The following is a 10747-nucleotide window of genomic DNA, read 5'->3' on the forward strand; positions in this document are numbered from 1 at the left end:
CTTATTTTACAAAACTACAGCACTTAAATTTACTTTGTAGATTCTCTTTCTATAAGCTCATAAGGTAAAATATAATTTTTCTCTTCTAATTCCTTATTATTTATAATCTTTATAAGCATTCTCATACCTACTGATCCCATGTCATACATAGGAACTGCTACTGTTGATAGCTTTGGATAGAATATAGAAGAAGAATATATGTTATCAAAACCAATTACATCTACATCTTCTGGCACTCTTATATTCTTTTCTCTTAAAGCATTTATTGCTCCCATAGCAATTTCATCAGAAGCACAGAAAAGAGCATCAAATTTACCCTTCTCAAGAATCTTATTTACTCCTTCATAACCTTCACGGGCCTTTAATTCACCGAAATAAACTAAATTTTCATCTACTTCTAAACCCATTTCCTTTAAAGCATCCTCGTAACCAAAATATCTAACTGCTGCCGCATTAACTTCGTCCTTATGTACACCAATATAGGCAATCTTCTTATTGCCCTTAGCTAGCAGACTCATAGTTGCATCATAAGCAGCCTCTCTGTTATCGATGGATACACTAGGGAAAGTCTTATCCTTATCAGAAGTAACTACTAATACGGTTTTCAAATCTAGTTCTTTTATAAGATCAAGGATTTCCAGTTCCAGCGAACTACTCATGTATAGAACCCCATCCACCATTTTTTCCTTAAGCACTCTTAAGTATTCCTTTTCCTTTTCTAAATCCGAATCAGAGTTGCAAAGTATTATATTATAATCATATATATTAGCTACGTCCTCTGTTCCTCTTACTACCTCAGGATAAAACTGGCTGGATATGTCTGGTATCAATATACCAATGGTTCTAGTTCTTTGAGTTTTTAAACTTCTTGCCACAATATTAGGTCTATATCCTAACTTTTCTATAGCATCCTTTACTTTCTTTTTAGTATCTTCATTTACTACATCAACATCGTTTAATACTCTGGAAACTGTTGCTATGGAAACCCCTGCTTCTCTTGCAACATCTTTAATTGAAACTGCCATCTTACCACTCCCTATTGGTACAATATTTCCCCAACCCTTCTATTCTGAAGCTTAATGGGACAGTATACTTATATTATACTTATAAATTGAAAGCTTTACAAGAATGTTTTACATTTTTATGAAAATTCAATGAAACTAATATTTATTATTATTTACTTCCCTTAGCATAGGCTTCTGCCACTGCTTGAAAACCTAAATCATTCAAAGCTTTGATTATTATATTTTTCAACTTACTACTTTCTATTTTATCAAGGCCTAACTTTTTAATTTCACTCATTATCATACGTGATATATTGTCTGAATCAGATTCATTAATAGATTTATTCACATCATCCGAAGCTCTCTCAATAGATAACATAATCTTCTTTATTTCAAATTCTTGAAGCCTACCGTCTCTTTTTATAACCTTCATACATATACCTCCCTCTTGATTTAGATAAATTCTTATATTCATTTTACAGGATTATAGCTTTTTTTAAAAGGCATTTCTATATTATCTAATCAATAATCTAAAAAATACTTTTATAGTTAATTAAAAAGGACCAAGCCTTACGGATTGGTCCATCGTATAAAATGAAAATTACTTTTCATACATTAAATAATTTATAGATAAGTAGTAACAAATTTTATAGAATATAAATCGCATATCAATATGTCATCACTATCTGCTTCCTGTATCACCACATAATCTATTCCTACATTTATCAATCTACCTCTTCTATCTGTAAGCATACTTTCCCCTATTAAAAATTCTATTCTTACTGTTCTGCCAATTTGACTTACTAGATAACCTTGTGTCCATTGATAATCTTCTACTGTTGGTTGTAATAAACCTAATCCAGGGGCAACCGGTTGTGGAACCTGCTGAGTTGCTGGAGCTGCTACGCCTACTGGTGGTTGGCCTATCCCTGCAGTTACCATTGGTTCTTGTACACCTGGGCTTGTAGTAACTGTAAAGCTAGGTGTTACAGGTTGTGTTGTTCCCCAAAATATAGGTGCTGGAGATCCTGCTGCATAGCTTAAATTTCCTGGAGAAAATGCTCCTGCTGTGGTTCCAGGCATAAACTCTCTCATGTCCTCCATAGATAAATTTTCTTCGCTCATATAATCCTCCTGAAAATTGCTTATACCAGAAAATAATATGTTACAATGTCCTTACTAAATTATTATATGTTATAGCCCCCAGATGGTTACAGGTTAAAAATGAGTTTTAAATATATTACTACTTTTTCTTAATATACAAGATTCAACTTTAACTACAAATATCTAGTCTTTCAGCGCAGTAATTATCACATATACTATCAACCCAAGCAAAACAACTATAGATACAAACCGTAGAGATTTACCTAAGAATAACAAGAGAAGCCACCCTACGAAACAGCAAAGAATCCACACCGTTAAATTGCCTAAGCATCCAAGCTTATCAAGCTTGCTTCCAAGCTTAAGTATAAGGAAGATTATTGTACCTATTAATGCTGAAAGAATAAATACTAGAAGACCCCATAAAATCACTTTTTTCAACACTACCTTTATATTGTTACTATAAATTATTATGTAAAAAAATTCTTCAATACAACTAATAAATAATTAATTTTTATAAAAAAATAAACTGCGGAGAATCTACAGATTCCCGCAGTTTATTCTTATTTTACAACTTCAACAGCCATACTTAACTTTTCACCGTTTATATTACATTCAGTATAAGTTCTTTCTGCATTAAAGATGATGTCTACTGTTAAAGTTTCTTTCTTTATTGTTTCTTGGAACTTCTTAACAATAGCTTCTAACATTTCGTTACCTGCTACATAGAGATTAATTCTATCAGCAACTTGGAAGCCGCTTTCCTTTCTCATGTTCTGGATCTTACTGATGATTTCACGAAGATGTCCTTCTTCTCTTAGTTCCTCAGTAACATGAGTATCTAATACTACACCAATAGTTCCTTCACCGGCAAAGGCAAAGCCTTCTAAGCCCTTCATTGTAACTAGAAGATTTTCTTTGTTTAGCTCTATCTCTGTACCATCAACATTGATAACTACGCTGTTTCCACTTTGTACTGTTTGAGCAAGCTCCATTTGATTTCTAGCTGCAATTTCTTTTCTGATGCCTGGTATTAATTTACCGTAAGCTTTACCTAGTACAGGTAGATTTGGCTTAATTTCAAAGTTAACATACTTTGAAAGATCTGCACCAAATTTTACGTTCTTAATATTTAATTCGTCTTTGATTATATCTCCATAGTACTCTGGAAGAGCATCAGTACTTACTAGCATCTCAGACAATGGCTGTCTGTTCTTTATATTAGCAGCATTTCTTGCGCTTCTTCCTAATTTAACTATGCTGTATGCTAAATCCATAGCAGCTTCTAAATCCTTATCTACAGCTTCAGCATCATATTCTGGCCATAGGCAAAGATGTATGCTTTCAGGAGCATTAGGATTCAAATTAACTACTAGGTTCTGATAGATTTCCTCTGTCATGAAAGGTATGAATGGAGCAGCAACCTGACACAAGGTCACAAGAACCTTATATAAAGTTACATATGCACCGATCTTATCATCTGTTAATTCTTCACTCCAGAATCTTGCTCTATTTCTTCTTACATACCAGTTAGATAGTTCATCAGTAAAGGCTTCTATAGCTAAAGCTGCTTGAGTTATCTTGTATCCATTTAAGTCCTCATCTACAGTCTTAATTAAAGTATTAAGCTTAGACATTATCCATTTATCCATAACATTGCCGGACTTGAAGTCAGCATACTTAGTTGGATCAAAATTATCTAAGTTAGCATAAAGCACATAGAAGGAATAAACATTCCATAAAGTACTTAAGAACTTTCTCTGAGCTTCTGCTACATCATCCTCTGAGAATCTTGTAGGAAGCCATGGTGCGCTTGCAGTGAAGAAATGCCATCTAGTAGCGTCTGCCCCCTGATGATCCATAACTTCAAATGGGTCTACTACGTTACCCTTATGCTTTGACATCTTTAGACCATGCTTATCTAATACGTGGCCTAGAACTACACAGTTTTCAAATGGATTTGTATCGAATATTGCCGTGGAAATAGCCATCAAGGTGTAGAACCAACCTCTTGTTTGGTCCACAGCTTCTGAAATAAACTGTGCAGGGAAATTAGCTTCAAAAAGCTCCTTGTTTTCAAAAGGATAATGGAACTGTGCAAAAGGCATAGATCCGGAGTCGAACCAGCAGTCAATAACTTCAACGGTTCTTTTCATTTCTCCACCGCACTTTTCACATTTTAACTTCACAGCATCTATATATGGCTTATGAAGCTCTATATCATCAGGTGTATTTATCCCCTTTTGCTTTAATTCTTCTATGCTCCCGATACATTCTCTGTGTCCACAGCTACATTCCCAAATTGGTAGTGGAGTTCCCCAGTATCTATCTCTAGAAATACCCCAGTCAATAACATTTTCAAGGAACTTACCAAATCTACCGGTTCTTATATTGTCAGGATACCAATTAACCTTGTTGTTGTTTTCTAAAAGCTTATCTCTTAAAGCTGTCATCTTAACAAACCAGCTATCTCTTGGATAGTAAAGCAATGGAGTATCACATCTCCAGCAATGTGGATAGGAGTGAGTAAACTTCTCTGACTTATAAAGCATATTATGCTCAGCCATGTATTCTAAGATCTTTGGATCAGCCTTCTTAACAAAGAGTCCTGCCCAAGGCTCAACACAATCTACAAACTTTCCTTCTCCATCTACAAGGTTTATTAGAGGTAAACCGTTTTTCTTACCTACTATATTATCGTCTTCACCATAAGCTGGTGCTATATGAACAACACCAGTACCGTCTGTCAAAGTAACAAAGTCACCATGAATTACATAGAAGGCCTTTTCTTCTGGTGTGTAGAATTTGAATAACTGCTCATACTCTAAGCCAAGAAGTTCTTCACCTTTAAATTCTCTTACTATTTCGTATTCATGATTTAAAACAGATAAAAGCTCCTTAGCTAAGATGAAGTATTCATCATGTACCTTTACTTCTGCATAATCATACTTTCTGTTTACAGCAAGTGCAACGTTGGAAGGTAGAGTCCATGGAGTTGTTGTCCAAGCTAGTATATACTTGTTTTCTTCTCCTTTTATTTTAAACTTAACGAAGGCTGTAGCCTCTTTAACATCCTTATAACCTTGAGCTACTTCATGGGAAGAAAGTCCAGTTCCGCATCTAGGACAATATGGTACTATCTTATGTCCCTTGTATAATAGACCCTTATCCCACATTTGCTTTAAGGCCCACCAAACTGATTCAATATAGTCATTATGGTAAGTTACATAAGGCTCATCCATGTCTACCCAATAACCTACTTGGTCAGACATCTTCTTCCACATATTAGCGTAAGTAAATACACTTTCTTTACACTGCTTTATGAAGGATTCTACTCCGTACTCTTCAATTTGAGCCTTACCAGAGATGCCTAGCTTCTTTTCAATTTCAAGCTCTACAGGAAGTCCATGTGTGTCCCAACCTGCTTTTCTTAAAACCTTGTAACCCTTCATTACCTTATATCTAGGAATAATGTCTTTTATAACTCTTGTTATAATATGACCAACATGGGGCTTACCATTAGCAGTAGGAGGTCCATCATAGAAAGTAAAATATTCGCCGTCTTTATTCATGTCAAAGTTCTTCTGAATTATCTTCTTTTCTTCCCAAAGCTTTAATATATCTTTTTCCATTTGAACAAAGCTCTTTGAGGAATCAATTTTCTTATACATCTTCTTTCCCCTTCCTTATTTATTCACTAAATAAAAAAACTCCGCCCTACAGGACGAAGTTATATTCGTAATACCACCTCTAAAGTACAAAATTCAAGTACTATTCATACCCTGCGAAAAGCAAGCTATGATTCATACTCTATCCTGTAACGTAGGCCAACGGATTCACTTACAACTATGATTAACATAGCTTCAGCTATCAGCTCCGCGGTGATTTTCCTTAACTGCTCTCTATGGCTTTTCACCAACCGCCACTCTCTGTAAGATTGCTAACATTAAGTACTTTTCCGCTTCACAGCATTTTTACTAACTTAGATTATATTACAGTAAGGAGCTCTTGTCAAATATTATCTATATATAAGACATGTGATTTCAAAATCTAATTATATTATATCCCATAAAATAAAAATTATTTATTAAAACTGGAAATGTATAATTTTTTAAATTTATTAATTTAACCATACTTTTTTAAGATAAATTAATACAAATGAATTTATTAGTTAGTAGCAAAATTATTTTCAAATCATATTATGTACTATAATCCAAAGACAAGCTTGTACTTCACCTTATAAACACATCGGTGAAGAGTACAAGATGCTAAAGGATAATAAAAAGTTAAACTAATTAGAGAGGTGGATAAGAAAATGAGCAGAAAGTGTTGTAAAGAGATGGAATACAAACCAATGTTTTTGCCACAGGCTTATGATAAAAATTGTATCTGCGATTTTCCAACTCTTATCATATTAATCCTTATAGTTCTTCAATTCTCTAAGCAGGGCAAGAAGTTTGGCTATGACAGAGATGAAGACTATGATGATTGCGACAAGAAGTACAGCAAGGATAACGATGTTATAGGCAATGGTGTATTATTCATCATAGCATTATTCTTCCTATCCTGCGCTGGCTGTGGAAGAGGCAGATTCTAATACACAAAAGAAAGAGGGCCTTGGCCCTCTTTAATATTTTATATCGCTTCTCTACCTGTAATAACCTTCACTGGACACTTAGATGCACAGGTACCACAGTTTGTACACTTAGTATAATCCACTAAAGCTAGGTTGTCATTTACACTTATAGCTTGAACAGGACAATTCCTTTCGCACATTCTGCAACCAATACATCCCTTTGAGCAATTTTCTCTAACAGTCTTTCCCATGTCCTTTGAATTACATGCAACTCTATATCTATTATCTTTTGGTACAGATTCAATTAATTTTTGAGGACAGCTTCTTACGCAGGCTCCGCAGTTAACACACTTCTCTTCGTCTACTACTGCTATTCCATTTACTAGAGAGATAGCTCCAAACTTACATACCTTAACACAATCTCCACAACCTAAGCAACCATAGGAGCATCCTTGTCTATTCTCTAAAGCAGCAGCTTCCTTACAGGAAGTAACCCCTTGTAGATCCGCCTTTACTTTTCTTGAGTCGCAATCACCACTGCACTTTACAAAGGCAACCTTTTTAGCTACCTTCTTATCTGTAGCCTCTACCTTAACTTCAGCACCCATAATCTCTGCTATTTTAGCAGCACAGGCAGCACCGCCTACTACACAGGCTGTTAAAGGTGCACCTTCTTCTACTACAGCTGTAGCATAAGCTTCACAGCCTGCATAACCGCAACCACCACAGTTAGCTCCTGGTAAAACCTCTCTTACTTTAGGTATTCTTTCATCTACTTGAACCTTAAACTTATCAGAAGCAAAACCTAACAAGGTACCTAATACCAGTCCTAAAATTCCTAAGCTTAAAACAGCGTATAATATATTAATATAATCCACCATTCTCCCCCCTATTCTATCTTATAAGTCCCTGGAACCCCAAGAAGGCAATAGACATGAGGCCAGCAGTAAATAAAGTTATAGGGAGTCCCCTTAGTGTTTCTGGTATATTTTCATTGTTATCTATGTTCTGTCTAATAAAGGACATTAGTACAATAGCCAACATATATCCTAGAGCTGAAGCTATTGCATTTACAATAGATTCTATAAAGGAATAAGATTCCTGAATATTTAACATAGTCATACCTAATACAGCACAGTTTGTTGTTATAAGTGGTAAATAAATACCTAAGGCTTTATATAAACCTGGTGAATATTTCTTAATAACCATTTCAACAAATTGAACTAAAGCTGCTATTACTAATATAAAGGCAATAGTATTTAAATACTCTAAATCTAAAGGTTTTAATATAAATTTATGAACGGCAAAAGCTCCAATAGAAGCTATAATCATAACGAAGGTAACAGCAAGTCCCATTCCTACTGCTGCATCTTTCTTTTTTGAAACTCCTAAAAAGGAGCATATGCCTAAAAACTTAGAAAGCACGTAGTTATTAACCAGCATTCCACTGACAAAGATTATAAATAATTTCATACTGCTTTACCTCCTTTACTGATTGCTTCCATGGCAGGAAGAAGCCATGCTGCAGCCTTCACAATTATGTTCTAAAGTCTTTGCTTTAGTTCCATTCTTCTTTGCTCTCTTGATGTTAACATAATTAATTATTGCCATTAAAATTCCTAGAGTAAAGAAGGCTCCTGGAGGCAATATCATAATGGAAGCAGGCTTGTAAGCTACTGGCATAATTCTCATTCCAAAGAATGTTCCTGCTCCAATGATCTCTCTGATAGTACCAACCACAACTAGAGAAGTTGTAAATCCTAAACCCATACCTATACCATCAAATATAGAAGGAAGTACTGGGTTTTTACCAGCATAAGCTTCAGCTCTTCCCAATATAATACAGTTAACAACTATCAAAGGTATATATATTCCAAGAGCACTATATAGTGCTGGTAAATATGCTTCCATAAGCATTTCAATAATTGTTACAAAAGAAGCAATAATTACTATATAGCCTGGTATTCTTATCTTATCTGGTATAAACTTTCTTACAGCGGAAATCATAGCATTTGAAAACATTAAAACCACTAATGTAGCCAAACCCATACCTACACCATTTTTCGCCGAAGTAGTAACCGCAAGAGTTGGACACATTGCTAAAACCTGAACGAAGGTTGGATTTTCAGTAATCAATCCATTTTTTATTCTTTCAACTAACTTATTCATCTCATCCACTCCTTTTATGCTTATTATTCACTGACACTAGCTTCGGAGGTTGTATCTGCATCTCCTTCAGATTCTCCTGTGGCACTAGAGGATGTATCTGATTCTGAACCTTCTCCTGTAGCGCTAGAAGTTGAATCTGCATCGCTTAAATTAAATTCTACGCCCTTTATAGTTTGCATATAGAAGGCAATGGCCGTATTTACTCCTTTTCCTACCGCAGTAGAGGAAACAGTAGCTCCAGTAATAGCATCTACTTCGTTATCCTTAGATGCACCTTTTTTTGTCATAGTAATACCTTTATCTATAGTTTTATTTTGAAAACCAGCCATAAAGTTTGCTTCTGATATTCTAGCTCCTAAGCCTGCGGTTTCACTTTGAGAAGTTATCTTTATTCCAGATAGCTTGTCATCTTTTGAAATAGCAACAAACATCTCTATATCTCCATGGAAACCGCCTGTTACTACCTTGAACACATATCCTACTAATCCATTATCTCCGCTAACTTCAAAGGCTTTATCCACATAAGCCTTTGCTTCCTTATCAACATTATCAGTGCTAATTTCCTTCTTATTAACAGCACCAGGCAAAAGTTCTACTAGATCGCTAGATGATATATCTCTATTCTCAGCAATTATATCTTTAGTTAAACCATTGACTACACCTAAGGATAGGGCGGCAATTATACAAATTATTAGCAAGTTTCTACCTAATTTCAAATATTCTTTCATTAGTTTGCCCCCTCCTTTACCTTATTCTTAACTGTAAAGTAATCAATTACAGGAGTAAATAAGTTTAGAATTAAAACTGCATAGTAAGGTCCTTCTGCATTGTAACCTATAACCATAATAATTATGGATATTATTCCAAAGGCTAAACCATAAATTGCTTGTCCTAAAATACTTTTTGGTGTGGTATAAGGTTCTGTAATCATGAACACTGCTGCAAAGAATAAAGATCCTACTAACACTTGAGACTGTACATCTTTACCTAAAAGCATGGTCATACAAACTGCAGAAAGTATTCCTACCACTGGAGTAACTATAGAGATTTTTTTTCTTATAACAAGATATATGCCACCTAATACTATAGCGGCTATTGATACTTCTCCTAAATTTCCTTTAACCTTTCCCAATATTAAGGATAATATTTCTGAATCCATAACCGGTGCAGTTCTAACTGCTTTAAATCCTGAAGGCTTTGACATAAGAGAGGCCCAGGAAGCTATTATTAAAGCCTTTGCAGCAGCGGCAGGATTCATAAAGTTATTACCTAAACCTCCAAAGAAAAGCTTTACTACCACTGTAGCAAAGATTGCTGCTACCGCTACTGCCCAAACAGGTATATAGGCCGGAAGAATAAGAGCAACAATCAAACCTGTAACTACAGCACTAAGATCTTTAATTGTCTGTTTCTTTTTAACAATGAGATTGAATACTACTTCAGCAGCTACGCTAAATATAATACCAGTGGCTATAAGTGCTAAAGTTGAAAATCCATAAAAATAAACAGCTGCTGCCACCACTGGCAATAGTGCGATTATTACATCTAACATTTTTTCACCTCTCTGATAAATTATTGTCGAACTAAAATGTTTTTTGCTTAACAACTAAAATTATATAGTCATTAACTAACTTTACTCATACATTATAGCTGAATCTAAAGGCAAATGGTATGGCAAGGAATGGTAATGTATACCTTTTCTTTATCTTTCTTTTGCCATCTTGTTATTTTTTTAACCAAATTCGAATCAGATGTTTGCAACATTTATCAACATTTTTCAACATCCATTTTTTCTTCACTTCCATTAATATTGTTATATAAGTAACAGACTTTTAACAGATTGTTAACATTTTCATTTAAAGACCACTTATATTTTTTGATAAATTTAATTAAACTT

At 34.7% G+C, this 10747-nt stretch carries 11 protein-coding genes and 1 other annotated feature; of the genes, 1 reads left to right on the forward strand and 10 read right to left on the reverse strand.

What is annotated here, in order from left to right:
- Positions 1-29: 29 nt before the first annotated feature.
- The 5 genes from N3C_RS05425 to ileS all read right to left on the reverse strand — a co-directional run bounded on the left by N3C_RS05425 (position 30) and on the right by ileS (position 5776).
- The gene (locus tag N3C_RS05425; protein WP_074365047.1) at positions 30-1025 is read right to left on the reverse strand and encodes a LacI family DNA-binding transcriptional regulator; all 996 of its coding nucleotides are present in this window, start codon (positions 1023-1025) and stop codon (positions 30-32) included.
- Between the two features lie 148 nt (positions 1026-1173).
- Positions 1174-1437 (reverse strand): ATP cone domain-containing protein, encoded by a 264-nt coding sequence (locus tag N3C_RS05430; protein WP_074365048.1) that lies wholly within the window; start codon positions 1435-1437, stop codon positions 1174-1176.
- 191 nt (positions 1438-1628) lie between these two features.
- Positions 1629-2129: a hypothetical protein gene (locus N3C_RS05435; RefSeq protein WP_074365049.1), complete on the reverse strand. Its 501-nt coding sequence runs from the start codon at positions 2127-2129 to the stop codon at positions 1629-1631.
- 162 nt (positions 2130-2291) lie between these two features.
- A complete protein-coding gene (locus N3C_RS14825; RefSeq protein ID WP_143312603.1) occupies positions 2292-2537 on the reverse strand; it encodes a hypothetical protein in 246 nt (81 codons plus the stop codon).
- A 131-nt stretch (positions 2538-2668) separates the two neighbouring features.
- A complete protein-coding gene (ileS, locus tag N3C_RS05440) occupies positions 2669-5776 on the reverse strand; it encodes an isoleucine--tRNA ligase (RefSeq protein WP_074365050.1) in 3108 nt (1035 codons plus the stop codon).
- Positions 5777-5822: 46 nt separating this feature from the next.
- Positions 5823-6081 (reverse strand) — a binding site (T-box leader).
- 339 nt (positions 6082-6420) lie between these two features.
- On the opposite strand from ileS, the gene N3C_RS05445 reads away from it, so the two are divergent.
- Positions 6421-6702, forward strand: a complete 282-nt coding sequence (locus N3C_RS05445; protein ID WP_074365051.1) for a hypothetical protein — start codon at positions 6421-6423, stop codon at positions 6700-6702.
- Positions 6703-6740: 38 nt separating this feature from the next.
- Here N3C_RS05445 and N3C_RS05450 read toward each other — a convergent pair whose 3' ends face one another.
- The 5 genes from N3C_RS05450 to N3C_RS05470 are packed head-to-tail and all read right to left on the reverse strand — an operon-like array spanning position 6741 to position 10402.
- Positions 6741-7559: an RnfABCDGE type electron transport complex subunit B gene (locus tag N3C_RS05450; RefSeq protein WP_074365060.1), complete on the reverse strand. Its 819-nt coding sequence runs from the start codon at positions 7557-7559 to the stop codon at positions 6741-6743.
- Positions 7560-7575: 16 nt separating this feature from the next.
- On the reverse strand, positions 7576-8154 hold the full coding sequence (gene rsxA, locus N3C_RS05455; protein ID WP_074365052.1) for an electron transport complex subunit RsxA: 579 nt from the start codon (positions 8152-8154) through the stop codon (positions 7576-7578).
- A gap of 15 nt (positions 8155-8169) precedes the next feature.
- The gene (gene rsxE, locus N3C_RS05460) at positions 8170-8850 is read right to left on the reverse strand and encodes an electron transport complex subunit RsxE (protein WP_074365053.1); all 681 of its coding nucleotides are present in this window, start codon (positions 8848-8850) and stop codon (positions 8170-8172) included.
- A 23-nt stretch (positions 8851-8873) separates the two neighbouring features.
- Complete coding sequence (locus tag N3C_RS05465; protein ID WP_074365054.1) at positions 8874-9578, reverse strand: RnfABCDGE type electron transport complex subunit G; 705 nt, start codon at positions 9576-9578, stop codon at positions 8874-8876.
- Positions 9578-10402, reverse strand: coding sequence for an RnfABCDGE type electron transport complex subunit D (locus tag N3C_RS05470; protein WP_074365055.1), 825 nt, complete (start codon positions 10400-10402; stop codon positions 9578-9580). The genes N3C_RS05465 and N3C_RS05470 overlap by 1 nt, the downstream gene beginning before the upstream one ends.
- Between the last annotated feature and the right edge of the window lie 345 nt (positions 10403-10747).

This window comes from Clostridium sp. N3C, from assembly GCF_900095445.1.
Lineage (GTDB): Bacteria > Bacillota > Clostridia > Clostridiales > Clostridiaceae > Clostridium_AU.